This is a genomic window from Fictibacillus phosphorivorans (assembly GCF_001619875.1).
GTDB classification, from domain to species: Bacteria; Bacillota; Bacilli; order Bacillales; family Fictibacillaceae; genus Fictibacillus; species Fictibacillus phosphorivorans_B.
In genome coordinates this window covers 751,370-765,113 of the sequence record NZ_LRFC01000001.1, presented here as the reverse complement: position 1 = coordinate 765,113, position 13,744 = coordinate 751,370, and the positions used below count along the sequence as shown (strand labels likewise).

Below are 13,744 nucleotides of genomic sequence, written 5' to 3'. Positions count from 1 at the left end.
TTTATTGAGCAGGCATGACAAAAGATATTAAAGACAAAAAAAGACCCTTTTAAAAATTAAAGGGTCACCGTACTGATGCTTTTTACTTTTTTTACCACTACTCTGTCTCCATGAGCAGGCGGCTGAGATGTTACAAGAAACTCAGCAGGGTGAGCTGATTCATTACGAATTTGATGAGATGTTCCTGCCGGTATTTCTATTCCTTGATGAACACCAAGCTGTATTTCTTCTCCGTCTTTTTCAATGAGGAGCTCTCCGTTTAATATAAAGAAAAATTGGCGTGAAAACACGTGATAATGTCTGACTTCAGCTGATTGAGGGGGCATTTTTTCATGAATGATACTTAAGTCATCTTGCTTAAGAAGGTGCCATCCATCACATGCATCTCCCCATTTGTAATGTTCTGCATTTAACGTACTTATTTTCGACATACACCCTCCAATTATTTTTTCAAAATGTCCTCCAGTTTAACTTTCATCCGTTGAGCAGTGGGCGGACAAGTCAAGTTATGCTGAAACACTTTTTGGTTAATGGTTTCTACTGTTTTTTTGATGTTATATTCAACCGTATATGTTTTAAGTTCTTCTTTTAATACGTCTATCTCTTGACCAAGTTTCACCCAGCTTGGCAATATATGATTATCTTTCATAATTTTATGAAGACGCTTTTCCGGATTGTAGACAAGGTCTTGATCCAGCTGCAATGGTTTGCCAAACCCTACTAGATCGTCAAAAGCTCCTTCTTTTTTCGAACGGTTCACTATTGCTGTTATATGATCTTCGTAATACCAAGCATTTGTTTGCTCGTCCTTCATTAAGATCTCGCGTTTTTGTATTTCCTTTTCAAAAGACGGTTTTTTATTCATTTAAAAACCTCCAGGAATAAATTTATTTCTTACTTATACATTATGTTTAATTCTTTTATTCCCTTGGAAAAAATATGGCAGTTCTGTAGACAAAATGTGTACAAATTAAGAACGCTTCTCTTCTGGTTTAAAGTTGCGTATGAACGGAAATGAAAACACAACTAATGCTACTAACATTTCCATTGATCCTCCCCAGACAAAAACATCAGCTGCTCCTATTTTCTCAATAAGAAGACCTGCAGTTCCTGCTGCGATCGGTTCAGAAATCCCCATAATAATAACCAATAACACGGCCAAACAGTTTTGGAGGAATAAGAGCATGATTTACGCTTGGGGCAATGACGTTAACCGCTGCTTCAAAAAAGCCTACAAAGGAAAGAAGCAATAACAAAACGGCTAATTCCCTAGAGAAAAAACCTATAGAAACAATGCAGGCACCCTGTAGAAAACAAGTTAATAGTGTCATATATGGTTTTGGTTTTTGGATGACGAATAAAGAAAATACGACGGCTGCAAACACGCTTCCAACTGCAAGCGACGTTTGTGCCCATCCATACCCTTTAATGCCAAAGTCTAAATCTTTCATAAGGAATGGCAAGCTGACCATCACTGCACCAACAGCTGCGTTAGCAAAGAACGCAAATACTGCCATAGCGGCAAGTACAGGTGCATGGATAAAAAACATGAATCCTTCTTTAATACCAGCAAAAAAAGAAGAATGCTCTACTTCATTTTCGTCCTCTTTTACTTTTATAAAAAGAAATAAACCAGCAGCCACGAAGAATGCCACTGCATTGATCAAAAAAGCCATTTTGGCACCATAAATGGCATAAAGCATAGCACCTAATAGAGGACCAGCTACTCCAGAAGCCTGTCCTGCCATCATAATAAGGCTCATTGATTGTGTGTAATGCTTTTCAGGTACAAGACGTGTTCTAAAGGTAATACCCGCTGGCTCACTGATCGCATCAATCAGTCCAAATAGTACACCTGTCATGTAAAAAAAATAGATCGGCGGATTTGCGTTAGCGATAACAATAAACAGAAGAAGCAAAATAGCCCCTCTTCCAATAGCCGAACCGATAAGGAGTCTTCTGACTGAAAACCGGTCAACAACTGCTCCACCAAAAAGAATAAAAGAAAACTTTGTTAGTGTAACAAGCAATATGTATGTTCCTACAATAACAGGTGATCCTGATAATTGAACGAGCAGCCACATGAGTGTAATCATAAAAATACTGTCGCCCATTGCTGTTAAAATCGAACTTAACCAAAAGTAAAGAAAGCTTTTATTGCGAAAAATTTCCCCAGATAACTTCATAATGTTTCTACCCCTATAATTTCTATCTTTTTACATTCATTATAAGCAAGTTTCACATCAAAAACGATCACTAGTTGAAGCATCAAGGAAGGTTGCAGTTACGCAATGTAAATCTGGTGACAACCTGACAATTGGAGAGGTGTGAAGAATGTGCTGTACGTGCAAAAATGCTTTAACCGCACGTGAATTTAACAAACATGCGCGCAATCTAGAAGAACACGCGTGCAAAGAGGAATATAGGCTTTTCACTGTGCGGAAGTTACAGTAAACCTGCAACGGAAATCAACTACTTTAAAAGCATCAATGAAACTGCCATTCACAAAAAAGGAAGCGAAATGCTCGCTTCCCTCCCTCTTAAAACAACTATTATTTTTCTAAGAAATATTTCTCAAGGTCATCAAGCATTAAGTTCGCCGCTTTAACACCGCCAGCTGTGTTCCAGATTGCATCATCTACTTTATGTGCATTACCAGCTTTAACCACTTCTAAATTTCCCCAAAGCGGGTTGTTCGTCCATTCTTTTTCCGTTTCAGTCGCTTTTCCGTCCCCTGCTTCATATGTGAAGTAGAACATCATATCACCATTCATTTCAGGAATGCGCTCTTGAGTTACTTCTTCAGCGAAGTCAGGTTTGTTTTGATCACCAGGGCGAGCAAAGCCAATCTGCTTTAAAATAACACCAGAGAAAGAATCTTGGTGATAAATACGGGATTTTCCTGGCATGAAGCGCACCATTGATACTTCAGTCTTCAGCTTATCGCCCGCTTCATTTTTGAACTCCTCAATACGCTTGTCAAATGCCGCCAATACCTCTTTACCTTTTTCTTCTTTATTTAATGCTTTTGCATAAAGCGCGAAGTTAATCTTCCAGTCACCGCGAAGGTCTTCCGCGAAAACTGTTGGTGCAATTTTGTTCAATTCATCATATTGTTTTTCTTGACGCATTTTATTTCCAATAATTAAGTCTGGCTTTAGAGCTGCAATCTTCTCAACGTTTACCGCACTCTCGTCACCGACTACTTCTACGCCTTCCATATCACCCTTAATGTGGTCATACCAAGGATCACCCAACCATGATTTAACCGCACCAACTGGTTTTACACCTAAAGCAAGAACGGCTTCAGTACCTTCATTTGTCAAAACCACAACACGTTTGTTTTCTTTTACTTCTGTAGTACCCATTGCATGTTCTACTTTATAAGAAGCCGAAGCTCCTTCTGATTTTTCTTCTTCTTTCGTTTTATCTTTTCCGCCGCAAGCTGCTAATGCAAACATAAGAGTTAGAACAGCTGCAAACGCAAGCCATTTGTATGTAATCTTTTTCATTCTGTTTTTCTCTCCCCTTTTCTATTTGCGTAACTGATAATGATAATCAATTACAACTCGTATCATATTACGTTCTGAATCCGTTGTCAATAACCAAATGATAATGATTTTCAAAGTCATTGACAGATGCAAGGTTAACTCTTAAACTGGTAATTGAGAATATTTTTCATTATATAAAAAGAGGACTACATGAACGGAATATTATACGGAAATAAAAGCAAAGCAGCAGGTTTGATTCTAGGTGTCATTTTAGCGCTTATCATTATGATATTTAGTGTTGTGCTTGGCTACACGAATACCTCATTAAAACAAGCCATAGAAGCTTACACCGCTTTTGACGGCTCAAACGAACATTTAATTATTCAGCTTTCTCGAGTTCCCCGTTCTCTTGTTGGTATGGCAGTCGGCATATCATTAGGAATTGCCGGTGTTCTCATGCAAGCGCTCACTCGTAATCCGATTGCATCTCCAGATATCTTTGGTGTAAATGCCGGGGCTGGTTTTTTTATAGTATTTGGCGTTACTTTTCTCGGAATCTCATCCATTCAACAGTTTATGTGGATAGGATTTCTAGGAGCTGCGGTTGCAGCAGGGATGGCATACGCACTCGGTTCAGCAGGCAAAGGCGGACTTACACCTGTTAAGTTAACGTTAGCAGGTGCTGTAATGGCTGCACTTTTCGCTTCTCTCACACAAGGAATGCTCGTGACAAATGAGAAAGCGCTCGATGAAGTATTATTTTGGTTAGCAGGTTCAGTAGAAGGAAGAAAACTTTCTATGCTTGCAGCTGTTATGCCGGCACTTGCAGTGGCTTGGATCATCTCAATCTTATTGTCGCGTCAGTTAAACGCGTTTGCACTTGGTGAAGATGTCGCGGTAAGTTTAGGACAAAAAACAGTGGTTTTTAAATTGGCTGCCGCTTTTATGGTCATCTTGTTAGCTGGCGGATCGGTCGCGATCGCTGGACCCATTAGTTTCATAGGAATTGTTGTTCCGCATTTTGCAAGATACCTAGTAGGAAGTGATCATCGCTGGATTGTCCCGTATTCTGCTGTAATCGGTGGAATTATGCTCGTTGCAGCAGATATTGGTGCACGTTACATCATCATGCCAGAAGAAGCACCCGTTGGAGTCGTTACAGCTCTGATCGGAACGCCCTTCTTCATCTACATTGTTCGAAAAGGAATTTTTCAAAAATGAGAAAGTACTGGATTATACAGCGTAAATCATTTTCTTTTTTAGTAGATAAAAAATCAGCTTTTGGCATAGTTGTCTTATCGCTGGCCGCACTTCTTGCCATGCTTGTTAGCATCGGTGTTGGAGATATGTATATCGCACCTTGGGATGTTTTTAATGCATTACTCGGTACAGGACTTGATATCAATCAGCTGATTATTACTGAATTCCGGCTCCCGAGGGTTTTAGTTGCCTTTATCGCCGGAGCATCTCTCGCTCTTTCAGGGGCCATACTGCAAGGAATCATACGCAACCCGCTCGCATCACCCGATATGATTGGAATAACAGGCGGCGCTGGTTTTGCTGCAGTTGCTTTCTTAACGATGTTCAGCGACGACTCTAACAACCTTCTGTTAAGCATTAATTATTTGCCGCTTTTTGCATTTGCAGGCGCTACGATTGTTGCCTTTTTAATTTATGGTCTTGCCTGGAAAGACGGTGTAACCCCCATAAGGCTCATATTGATCGGCATTGGGCTTATGGCTTTATTACAAGCGCTAACAACCTTAATGATGTTGATCGGACCCATCTATAGAGCGAGCCAAGCGACCATTTGGCTTACTGGAACCGTGTATGGCACTTCATGGAAAGAAGTTAAAGCGATACTCCCTTGGTTTTTAGGATTGATGCCAATACTGGTCCTTCTTGTTAGACGATTGAACATTCAAGGATTTGGTGATGACCTTACAACAGGAGCAGGAATTTCTGTTCACCGTGAACGATTCATGCTTTTAATGATATGTACAGCATTAGCCGGTTCAGCGGTCGCATTTGCAGGAGCAATGGGATTTGTTGGTCTGATCGGACCGCATATTGCAAGAAGAATCACGGGATCATCGTTTGGAGGTTTGTTCCCTGCTTCCGCTTTAATCGGCGGAATTATGGTTGTTTTGGCTGATTTAGCAGGACGGACCCTTTTCTCGCCATTAGAAGTACCTGCGGGAGTTTTTACAGCGGCAATCGGCGCGCCGTACTTTATCTATCTTTTATTTAAAAACCAATAACAGGAGTGGATGACAGATGGCTGTTTTAACAACCTCAAACCTAACGTTAGCTTATGGAAAAGAACCGATTATTGACGAGCTGAATTTACAGATCCCAAAAGGTAAAATCACTGTCTTGATTGGAAGCAACGGCTGCGGTAAATCCACCCTGTTACGTTCGATGGCAAGACTGTTATCTCCTAAGAACGGTCATGTTTTGTTAAATGGAAAAGATATTGCAAAACGATCTACGAAACAAGTAGCGAAAGAATTAGCCATTCTGCCCCAAGGTCCTATAGCTCCTGAAGGTCTGACAGTGCTGCAGCTGGTGAAACAAGGACGCTTTCCCTATCAATCTTGGCTTCAACAGTGGTCACGTGAAGATGAAGAAGCTGTCATGAGTGCTCTTCATGCGACAAATTTGATTTCATTTATGGAAACACCAGTCGACTCACTTTCAGGTGGGCAGCGCCAGCGTGCATGGATTGCCATGACACTTGCACAGGGAACGGATACGATTTTACTTGATGAGCCTACTACTTACTTAGACATGACACACCAAGTTGAAATACTCGATCTTCTGTTTGAGTTAAATGAAAAAGAAAAGCGAACAATAGTGATGGTACTTCATGATTTAAACTTGGCTTGCCGCTATGCACATCATATTGTAGCCATTCAGGATAAAACGGTTTACGCAGAAGGTGCTCCTGAAGAGATCATGAACGAACAATTAGTTGAAGATGTTTTTCAAATGTCGAGTACTGTGATTCCTGATCCTGTTTTCGGCACACCGATGTGTATTCCATTTGGAAAGGGGCGAATCGTAAGACATGTCAATACTCCTCAGTACGCCTAAGTCAAACGGTTGGACAGCTGATGAAAAAAATCATATCAGTTCAAACTATCGCTTCTCTTTCCAAGCTCCTTATGAGAATGAAGTGGTGGTTTCGGCTGAACAACTGCTGAATCAAGATAACTTGCTGCAATTTTTAGATCAAACAGGGCCGCGTATCGGATCAGACAAACGCGCTGTTACAGGGTCTTTATTCTTTAAAAGATATGCTTTTTGCAGCTTAACGTCTTGTTTATATGGGATGACGATGCTTAATAAGTCGTTTGATATGAACATTAAAAACGTATACTTGATCGACCATAACTCTGAAAGCATGTGGCTGCCATCCTTCACATTGAAAGACGCATCTGCTCGTATTTCTACGGAATTGAGAGAGGATTGGCGCTCAAGTGTTATTGAAACCCTTTTTAAAGAGAATATCTCTATTATGCTAAACCATGTTGCAAGCACTGCCCGAATCTCAAAGGCTACACTTTGGGAAAATGCTTGGATCTACATACGATGGGTTTATGAAACATGGTTAAGTGAAGAGCATCCACCTGAAGTCAAGCAGCGTATTCAAGATGATTATGCATTCTTTATGGATGCATCACCCTTTCATTTTGGCGGAACCAAAAATCCGTTTCACCGTTTCAAGACACCCATTGGATGTGGGCCAACTAAGACTCGGAAAACGTGCTGCCTGTATTACAAAACTGAAAATGGGACTTGTTGTTCTACATGTCCAAAACGATAAAATCGAGGATTACTACCCTCGATTTTTTAGTTTTTTCTTTTGTATTTGCGGGTATTTTAATAAAGATAGACTGATTGGAGGCGATGGTAATGGTATGGTTATGGATTTTCTTAGCTGTATGTGCTGCTGCGGCAGTATTTATTCTTATTCCTGGCATTAAGGCAGTAAAAGATTCAATGGGAACGGTTCAAAAAATGAAGAGTACTGGTGACAGCATCAACGCACGTGTGAATGATGTAAAAACACAGCAGCAGCTTCTTCAAGAAAAAAAGGATTATCTGCGTTATGACATTTATCAAAAGAAAAATAGTTTTACAGCAGTTAAAGAAGGTTTCACTGGTTTAAAAGAGACTTTCCAAAAAATTAAAAACTAGAGGAATGTGACAATCTTGCAGATTACAATCTTTGTTATGACAGCAGTTGAAACGCCAGGGGAAGCAACAATGAATAAACTGATAGAGAGAGATCTTCCTCACTACGAGTTTTCAAAAAGGGGTTTGTTCACTAGCTTTTCTCTTGAAACGGGTGAACACATGTTTAAAGATGAAAATGATACGTGGTATGTTTGCTCTTCCTCTGAAAAAAAGACGCTTCATGAAATAAAATACGGAAGGCAAATCTTTCCCCCGCCTTATGCTGAGATTCCGTCTGAGCAGTTATCCTTTGTTGAAATGCTGGAGAGATATGACCTGAAACCGCTAAACCCTCATTATGATAAAGGGTTATGTCATGTCATAGCAGAGGTTGAAGATCTCGATTCCGTACCATTGGAATTTCAATCACGGTTAGCTCATGCTGATGGTGATGATGATCCACAAGTTGCCCATGCTGTACATTACATAGAATCAAAACTGAATGGCAAACGGTCTCGTTTTATCTCGGGATGGGAATCGCATTCATTTGCAACTATTACAGAGAGTCGTGAATTCGCAGAGGACATTTTGTTCCCTGTTTCTTCTTGGTTATATTTATTATATTTTCAGTACTTTCTCCAGCAAAATGGTACAATTCCTTCTCAGCAGATGATGCCTCGCTTGCTAGGAAACCTTTGGGCATCGACTATGAAAGATATTCCTTTCAACAAGGAACTGCTGCAGATTGAAAAATTATGATAATCACATAAAATAAGCCCCCGGCTAGATGCGCGGGGGCTTAATTCTTATTCTACTACTAATTTAGAAACCATATCTGCATGCCCGTTACCACAAGGAACGCTGCATCGAAGCGTGTATTCACCTGGCTTTAGGTTTACAACATCTGATGAACCACCAGAAATGTTTACTTTTTCGCCTTCGATCATTAATCCGTGATTCCCATCAACATTTTCCAATTTAAGGGCAACGTCTTTGTTGGCTGGAATTTTGTATTCTTCTTTATCAAACTTAAAGTTACTTGCTTCAATCGTAATCGTCTCTTCTGCATTTTTTGTGCTCTCTTTTTTATCTTTACCGCCACCACAGGCAGCCAAGATTCCAATGGCAAGAACTGCAATTGCTGCAAGCCATAATGATTTTTTTAACATATAATTTGCTCCCTTCCGTCTTTCTGATTTCATTATAACCTCATTTTGAACCAGCTAGTATGGAGAATCTGTGACAGTAGTCACATACAAAAAAACAGTCCGAGTATACGGACTATTTTTCAAGTTTTTTGTATTCGTTGTGTATTTGTTTTGACGTTTGATCAATCTGTTCTCCCCAATGGTCATTAACTTCTGTAAAAATGACCTTACCCTCTTTATCAATAAGTGCATAACCGCGTTTAGCTACACTTTCACCCCTCATATCAAGGTGATCGATCAGCTTAAATTCAGGATCTGATAAAAATGGGTACGGAGGTTTCATCTCTTGATGTAGAGCGGATAGATGCTCTACCGTGTCTGAACTTACTGCGTAAATGTTTACATCCATATTGTTAAACTTTTCTACATTCTCTTTCAGCTGAACCAGCTGAGTTTGACAGAGTCCTCAGCCAGCAGTTGTGAAAAGAAAAATTAGAGAAGGCTTGTTTGACGGAAAAACAGCAACAGGCTCTCCGTTCTGATTCTCTAGTTTCGCTTCTTTTAATTTTGAGTCATTTCCACAACCTGCTGCAACTAGGGTAAGAAGAATGGCTAAACAAATGGCTAATCCTTTATGTATCTTTTTCACACGATTCTCCTTTCTATAGATATCAACTTACACATGTATGATAATCTATAAGCTATTTTATCTATCATTTATTATAATTGAAAGAAGCATGACCTATACAATAATTTGATTGAGCGAGGTTCTATATGAAATTAAGGGTTATTCGATTGATTATGCTAGCCGCCATCATCTTTACCGGTGGATGCAGTTATTTTAATTCTGGTGGTGGAGACCGCATAGCGGTACAAGTCATTGATGTTGTAGATGGAGACACGCTAAAGGTTCAGGTTGGTGATAAAACGGAAACGGTTCGCTTACTGCTAATTGATACACCCGAAAGCGTCCACCCTTCAAAGCCAGTGCAACCCTTCAGTAAAGAAGCAAGCAAGTTTACAAAAGAACTGTTAAGTAATGCAAAAGTGGAGTTAGAACTTGGTATTGGCGAAAGAGATAAGTACGGACGCCTTTTAGCATACGTGTATGCTGACGGTAAAAGTGTACAGGAAAGTTTGCTGGAAAAAGGCTTAGCTCGTGTAGCTTATGTATTTGAACCAAACACCAAGTATGTTGATGAGTATCAAAACATTCAAAAGCAAGCTCAAAAGAAAAGTATTGGCATATGGAGTATAGAAAACTATGTTCAAGAAGATGGCTATGTTTCTGGTGAACCTGGAATTACTGAACGTGACATCGATCCAGGTGATGAATGCAAGATTAAGGGAAATATTAATTCATCCGGAGATAAAATCTATCATGTGGAGAGCGGCAGATATTATAAAATAACTAAGCCCGAAAAATGGTTTTGCTCAGAAAAAGAAGCGATTGTGGCTGGCTTCAGAAAGTCTCAACAATAAAAAAATGGCTAATGACTTGGTTACAAGTCATTAGCCATTTTAAATCGTTAACAGCATTCGTCCTGACCGAGCATTACAAGACCTGCACCATGTTTTGAATCTTCAAAGTCTAGCTTCAGGGTTGCAGTTTGGTCTTTAATTCTTGTATCAAATGCCACTCGAATTCCATTAATCTCTTCAATTACATCTGTATTTTCCGGCTCATCCAGAGCCAGGCCTAGCTTAGGACCGCCTCAGCCCATGCCTGCAAAATATACTCGAATACCGTTAGCGTTGTTCATCTCCAGCACTTCATCAATATATTTTTTTGCACTTAGCGTAATTTCCACAACTATCACCTCTTACTAAGAAGTATAACGTAAAAGTCGGTGCCTAGTCTAAGAAATGGGTTTTTTTAACGAGATGGCTGTTTGTGTCTTCCTGAGATGCACAAAAACAGTGAAAGTGTAATTGTCTAGGGTCTGTCCCCCCCTCTCAGCTGCTTAAGGACCTGCTCGATATCACAAGGGCTGAATCCGCATATCTCCATGGCTTCCGACACTCTCGCTGCCATGCTCTCCTTTTCGTTATGAGCTTTAATGCGCAGCAAAAGCTCATTCACTTTCGCTGCGTTATACGTTTCATGGTAATTTTTAATAAATGCTTCCATTCACCATCCCTCCCTATTTTTCATTTTTTTGCAGTAGCGATATATATGTTTCGGACATCCATCTTTAGAATTTGTCCCGCATAATCAAGACAATAATAAAAGGCCTGGCGATTCACCAGGCCTCACATAATTATAGAATCATAGTATAAACTTACTTCTTTTTTACTTTGTACAAAATAAATAAAAAGATAATTACCACTGCTGCGATCATAATGCCTCGAGTGTATGGAGCTGCAATGGTTTTGATGTCTTCCCAGTTAGATCCAAGTCTGCTTCCTAATTCTATAAAGAATATCGACCATGGAATAACCGCTAGTGTAGTGAACAGTGTAAACTTAGCGAATGACATTTTCGCGATACCTGCCGGAATACTGATGGCATGTCTCACAACAGGAATGAAACGCGCAAAAAAGATGACGCCTGTTCCATATTTATTAAACCATTTCTCGGACAAGTCAATCTGTTTCTTTGAGATTAGAATGTACTTCCCGTACTTTTCAAGAAATGGACGTCCCCCGTAATACCCCATCCAATACAAAAAGAGCTGAGCAAGTGTTCCTCCGATTGTTCCCGCAATAACACTTAGGGTGAAATTCAAGTGCCCTTGAGATACCATATAACCACCATAAGATAATACAAGTTCGCTCGGAATGACTTCAACCATCAATCCTAATGCAATACCAAAATGACCTAAACTCATAATCCATTCTAAAAGGGAAATCACTAATTCTTTCATTATGTCTCCTTAACGGTTTTATATTTGGCTGCTTCGTAATGTAATGTGCTCCTGCCTGCAAGTAAAATGTTGACTTCTACCTTCCTCGAACTACAACTATACTTGTCCAAACTTCAATCGGTCCTAATCTATATGTTTCATAATGAAAAAATATACTGTTATTGTTCATAAAGCATGTTGTCTTATATTGTACTGATAAAGCAATGTATGCAAAGCCACAAAAAACAATATGCTTTCATAAACACGTAGATAGAATGTTCCCAGATGAAATTCTCGCAGCGCATATATTCCCTGCTGTATTACAAAAAGATTAAGACATCTGCCTTAATCTTTTGTAACCTCTTTGTTCCAAATTAAATTTGCACAATACTTGATAATGTCCCGTCTTCTTATAATTCCAATAAAATGGCCGTCATCGTCTGTAACGGGTATAAAGTTTTGATCCGTAGACAAAGTAATAAGGTCTTCCATATTTGAATTGATGGAAACAGAAATATTATTGATTCGCTGCGGAACATCTGACAGCTTGGTTTTCAATACTTCATCATACCCTTTGTCAAAGGCTTCCCTTAGTTTCCATAATAGATCGCCTTCTGTTAACGTTCCTATGTAGCGGCCTTCTTCAGATACGAGAGGCACAGAAGTATACTTGTGATAAGATAACTTTTCAAGTGCCTGCCTCATCGTTGCTTCAGGGTTCAAGTACTTCACTTCATCTTTAGGCAACAAATAAAAAGCAATATTCATGTTAGTACGCGCTCTCCTTTTTAAGCATGATTCACGCTTATTTAAAACGCTTTAATAAACACCTTCTCTATTATAACAAAAAGAACATATGTCTGCTTTATTTAACACTATACATTATATTTCCCAGACCCCGTTATTTTGATAGTGGTGCAAAAATATTGTTGTCTAAAAAGGCAGTTGACCTGCGCCTCCTTTTTGCTCGCTACTTACAGAAAAAACAACAGTTAAAATTAGAAAGTAAACCATCATAATAAAAAATATTTTACAAATCGTAATCATTCCGTTTATAATGAGTAAGGATTGTTGGAAAGGAGACATCAAAATATGCGAAAACTTGGCTTACTAAGCGCTATTATATTATTACTCATATCATCAGCATGCGGAAACAACAACGCATCTGATAAAAAAGAAGGTACACTGAAGATATATACGACTATGTATCCATTAGAATATTTTACAGAAAGAATTGGCGGCAAGCATGTGGAAGTATCTTCTATTATACCTCCTGGTGCTGACGCACACACGTATGAACCTTCTACAAAAAAGATGGTGGAGATTACAGAAGGAGATGCATTTGTTTATAACAAACTCGAATCAGACGAATTCTCCTCTTCTGTTGCAGATACTTTAAAAGAAGAAGACATGCCGATCATTGATGGTGCAAAAGGTATTACGTATCATGACTCGGCAGAACACGAAGAACATGCAGAACATGAGGAACACGAAGCTGAGGAAAATGGTCATGAAGAAGAATCTCATCATGAACATGGGTCCCTAGACCCGCACATTTGGCTAGATCCGGTTTTAGCTCAACATATGGCCGATAATATTTATAATGGGCTGGTTAAATTAAAACCTGAATCGAAAGAGACGTTCAAAAAAAATCATGAAGCACTCATTGCTGATTTAAAAGAGCTGGACTCTTCTTTTAAAGCTAGTGTCGAAAATGCTCCGAAAGATTCGTTCATCGTGTCTCATGCAGCTTACGGATATTGGGCTGAGCGTTACGGCTTAGAACAAATTGCGATCAGCGGACTTTCTCCTTCACACGAACCTAGCCAGCAGCAGATCCAAACCATTATTGAAAACGCAAAAAAAGAAAAAACGAATTATATACTATTTGAAGAGAATGTGAATAATAAGGTAGCCGCTATGATCAAGAAAGAAGTAGGCGCCCAAACACTGACACTTCACAATTTAGAAACAAGAACGAAAACAGATATTCAAAATAACCGTGATTACCTTTCGATTATGAAGGATAACATCAATACGCTTTCAAAAGCCTTACAATAAGCAAAAACGCCGAGGA

Annotated in this window: 19 protein-coding genes and 1 pseudogene; 8 read left to right on the top strand and 12 right to left on the bottom strand. The window is 39.4% G+C overall.

All coding sequences use genetic code 11. The annotated features are described in order from the left end of the window. Positions 1 to 56: 56 nt before the first annotated feature. The 5 genes from AWM68_RS03930 to AWM68_RS03915 all read right to left on the bottom strand — a co-directional run bounded on the left by AWM68_RS03930 (position 57) and on the right by AWM68_RS03915 (position 3,512). Entirely contained in the window at positions 57 to 431 is a 375-nt protein-coding gene (locus AWM68_RS03930; RefSeq protein WP_066237112.1) for a cupin domain-containing protein, read from the bottom strand. Positions 432 to 442: 11 nt separating this feature from the next. After that, on the bottom strand, positions 443 to 865 hold the full coding sequence (locus AWM68_RS03925; RefSeq protein WP_066237109.1) for a DUF1992 domain-containing protein: 423 nt from the start codon (positions 863 to 865) through the stop codon (positions 443 to 445). A gap of 105 nt (positions 866 to 970) precedes the next feature. Beyond that, the gene (locus AWM68_RS21250) at positions 971 to 1,138 is read right to left on the bottom strand and encodes a hypothetical protein (RefSeq protein ID WP_156488290.1); all 168 of its coding nucleotides are present in this window, start codon (positions 1,136 to 1,138) and stop codon (positions 971 to 973) included. After that, positions 1,125 to 2,186, bottom strand: coding sequence for an MFS transporter (locus tag AWM68_RS03920; protein WP_066237107.1), 1,062 nt, complete (start codon positions 2,184 to 2,186; stop codon positions 1,125 to 1,127). Before AWM68_RS03920 ends, AWM68_RS21250 begins: the two co-directional genes overlap by 14 nt. Before the next feature lie 366 nt (positions 2,187 to 2,552). After that, entirely contained in the window at positions 2,553 to 3,512 is a 960-nt protein-coding gene (locus tag AWM68_RS03915; RefSeq protein ID WP_066237100.1) for an ABC transporter substrate-binding protein, read from the bottom strand. A gap of 189 nt (positions 3,513 to 3,701) precedes the next feature. Here AWM68_RS03915 and AWM68_RS03910 point away from each other — a divergent pair, with 189 nt between their 5' ends. The 6 genes from AWM68_RS03910 (at position 3,702) to AWM68_RS03885 (ending at position 8,432) form a co-directional block, all read left to right on the top strand. Beyond that, positions 3,702 to 4,712 (top strand): FecCD family ABC transporter permease, encoded by a 1,011-nt coding sequence (locus tag AWM68_RS03910; protein ID WP_197468121.1) that lies wholly within the window; start codon positions 3,702 to 3,704, stop codon positions 4,710 to 4,712. After that, the gene (locus AWM68_RS03905; RefSeq protein ID WP_066237095.1) at positions 4,709 to 5,752 is read left to right on the top strand and encodes a FecCD family ABC transporter permease; all 1,044 of its coding nucleotides are present in this window, start codon (positions 4,709 to 4,711) and stop codon (positions 5,750 to 5,752) included. Before AWM68_RS03910 ends, AWM68_RS03905 begins: the two co-directional genes overlap by 4 nt. A gap of 16 nt (positions 5,753 to 5,768) precedes the next feature. Next, a complete protein-coding gene (locus AWM68_RS03900; protein ID WP_066237092.1) occupies positions 5,769 to 6,587 on the top strand; it encodes an ABC transporter ATP-binding protein in 819 nt (272 codons plus the stop codon). After that, a complete protein-coding gene (locus tag AWM68_RS03895) occupies positions 6,562 to 7,320 on the top strand; it encodes an IucA/IucC family C-terminal-domain containing protein (RefSeq protein ID WP_066237089.1) in 759 nt (252 codons plus the stop codon). The genes AWM68_RS03900 and AWM68_RS03895 overlap by 26 nt, the downstream gene beginning before the upstream one ends. A gap of 89 nt (positions 7,321 to 7,409) precedes the next feature. Continuing rightward, positions 7,410 to 7,694 carry a hypothetical protein gene (locus tag AWM68_RS03890; protein WP_066237086.1) on the top strand — a complete coding sequence of 95 codons (285 nt, stop codon included), beginning with the start codon at positions 7,410 to 7,412 and terminating at the stop codon, positions 7,692 to 7,694. 15 nt (positions 7,695 to 7,709) lie between these two features. Beyond that, complete coding sequence (locus AWM68_RS03885; RefSeq protein WP_066237083.1) at positions 7,710 to 8,432, top strand: hypothetical protein; 723 nt, start codon at positions 7,710 to 7,712, stop codon at positions 8,430 to 8,432. Positions 8,433 to 8,479: 47 nt separating this feature from the next. On the opposite strand, the gene AWM68_RS03880 is transcribed toward AWM68_RS03885, so the two are convergent. The 3 genes and pseudogenes from AWM68_RS03880 to AWM68_RS03870 all read right to left on the bottom strand — a co-directional run bounded on the left by AWM68_RS03880 (position 8,480) and on the right by AWM68_RS03870 (position 9,470). Beyond that, positions 8,480 to 8,842: a cupredoxin domain-containing protein gene (locus AWM68_RS03880; RefSeq protein ID WP_082820573.1), complete on the bottom strand. Its 363-nt coding sequence runs from the start codon at positions 8,840 to 8,842 to the stop codon at positions 8,480 to 8,482. A 112-nt stretch (positions 8,843 to 8,954) separates the two neighbouring features. Continuing rightward, positions 8,955 to 9,272 (bottom strand): annotated as a pseudogene (locus AWM68_RS03875) (redoxin domain-containing protein); the annotation flags it as partial. A 15-nt stretch (positions 9,273 to 9,287) separates the two neighbouring features. After that, positions 9,288 to 9,470 carry a hypothetical protein gene (locus AWM68_RS03870; protein ID WP_066237074.1) on the bottom strand — a complete coding sequence of 61 codons (183 nt, stop codon included), beginning with the start codon at positions 9,468 to 9,470 and terminating at the stop codon, positions 9,288 to 9,290. Positions 9,471 to 9,595: 125 nt separating this feature from the next. Here AWM68_RS03870 and AWM68_RS03865 point away from each other — a divergent pair, with 125 nt between their 5' ends. After that, the gene (locus AWM68_RS03865) at positions 9,596 to 10,303 is read left to right on the top strand and encodes a thermonuclease family protein (protein ID WP_066237069.1); all 708 of its coding nucleotides are present in this window, start codon (positions 9,596 to 9,598) and stop codon (positions 10,301 to 10,303) included. A 47-nt stretch (positions 10,304 to 10,350) separates the two neighbouring features. Here the strand turns inward: AWM68_RS03865 and AWM68_RS22170 are convergent, their stop codons facing one another. From AWM68_RS22170 to AWM68_RS03850, 4 genes are all read right to left on the bottom strand, one after another. Continuing rightward, entirely contained in the window at positions 10,351 to 10,632 is a 282-nt protein-coding gene (locus AWM68_RS22170; protein ID WP_425590562.1) for a HesB-like (seleno)protein, read from the bottom strand. Positions 10,633 to 10,757: 125 nt separating this feature from the next. Beyond that, positions 10,758 to 10,952, bottom strand: a complete 195-nt coding sequence (locus tag AWM68_RS03860) for a hypothetical protein (protein ID WP_066237066.1) — start codon at positions 10,950 to 10,952, stop codon at positions 10,758 to 10,760. Between the two features lie 151 nt (positions 10,953 to 11,103). Continuing rightward, positions 11,104 to 11,688: a DedA family protein gene (locus AWM68_RS03855; RefSeq protein ID WP_066237060.1), complete on the bottom strand. Its 585-nt coding sequence runs from the start codon at positions 11,686 to 11,688 to the stop codon at positions 11,104 to 11,106. Positions 11,689 to 12,012: 324 nt separating this feature from the next. After that, positions 12,013 to 12,435, bottom strand: a complete 423-nt coding sequence (locus tag AWM68_RS03850) for a CBS domain-containing protein (RefSeq protein ID WP_066237059.1) — start codon at positions 12,433 to 12,435, stop codon at positions 12,013 to 12,015. A gap of 324 nt (positions 12,436 to 12,759) precedes the next feature. Here AWM68_RS03850 and AWM68_RS03845 point away from each other — a divergent pair, with 324 nt between their 5' ends. Next, entirely contained in the window at positions 12,760 to 13,728 is a 969-nt protein-coding gene (locus tag AWM68_RS03845) for a metal ABC transporter solute-binding protein, Zn/Mn family (RefSeq protein WP_066237057.1), read from the top strand. Positions 13,729 to 13,744: the final 16 nt, after the last annotated feature.